Origin of the sequence: Gilliamella sp. GillExp13, assembly GCF_001690815.1 — a bacterium.
Classification (GTDB): domain Bacteria; phylum Pseudomonadota; class Gammaproteobacteria; order Enterobacterales; family Orbaceae; genus Gilliamella; species Gilliamella bombi.
The window spans coordinates 1-1,066 of sequence record NZ_LZHJ01000131.1 but is presented as its reverse complement, the minus strand read 5'-3'; the positions used below and the strand labels follow the sequence as shown (position 1 = coordinate 1,066).

The 1,066-nt window shown below is 30.9% G+C and carries 1 protein-coding gene and 1 pseudogene; both read left to right on the top strand.

Annotated features, from left to right (window positions below):
• A pseudogene (locus tag A9G37_RS13245) lies at positions 1–231 on the top strand (integrase core domain-containing protein); the annotation flags it as partial.
• Between the two features lie 222 nt (positions 232–453).
• Positions 454–1,066 (top strand): Pr6Pr family membrane protein (locus A9G37_RS09415; RefSeq protein WP_065575357.1); only part of this gene is annotated, 613 nt, incomplete at its 3' end.

Sequence of the window (1,066 nt, the reverse complement as noted above, 5' to 3'; positions counted from 1 at the left end):
GATATAGCCATTGATTATATAAAGCCCGGTAGCCCTTATCAAAATGGTTATATTGAACGATTTAATCGTACCTATCGTACTGAAGTACTTGATTTATATCTTTTTAACAACTTAGCACAAGCAAGGTGAATAACCGAAGAATGGCTAACGATTTATAACACCGAAAGACCGCATGAGGCATTAAATAACATGACACCGATTGAGTATAAAACACTAAAACAAGCAGCTTAATTTTCTACGTGAGTTGTGTACTAAGTTTGGTGCATTTACATATTTATTTTTATATCACTCAGTAGACATTAGTTAGTATGTTTTAGTTAAATTGCATTTTATTTATATATTAAAAACTGATTATTTTAAATTATTTGCATTAATTTAAAATAATCAGTTAACTTTTTGCTTTTATACTGTTTGGTGTATACTGATGTACTGTTTTATCTATATTTATTTTTTATGCTAAAGCGAAGTATTAATCTTTTTATAGCACTGTTTGCTATCGCAATTATTGCCATGGAAACTTATATTTATTGGCATACAAAGTTTCGTCCTTGGCAACCAGAATCTTCCATAGGTCGATTAATTTATTATTATAGCTTTTTTACGGTGTTATCAAATTTGATGCTGGCATTAAGTTGTTTGTGGCTATCTGTTAACCCCAATTGTAATCGATATAGTTTTAAAGTTATTCGCTTAAATGGTTTGGCTGGTGTGATTATAACGGCTATTGTGTATAATTTAGTGTTAAGAGGTATCCATACCCCGCCTAATGTATTAATGAAAATCACTAACGAAAGTTTACATGCTGTTATACCTGCTTTGGGTTTATTAAGTTGGCTGATTTGGGGACCATTTAGACGCATCAACGTTCATGTCATTATAGGATCAATATTATCAATGCTATCTTACGGCATTTATATTTTTGTCCGAGGTCATTATACTAATCAATATCCATACCCTTTTATTAATGTTGTACGAATCGGTTATCCCAAAGCTTTGTATGCTTCAAGTATTGTTTTTTTATTATTTTTGGGGTTAGTTTTTTTATTATGGGCGGTTGAACGCTTAA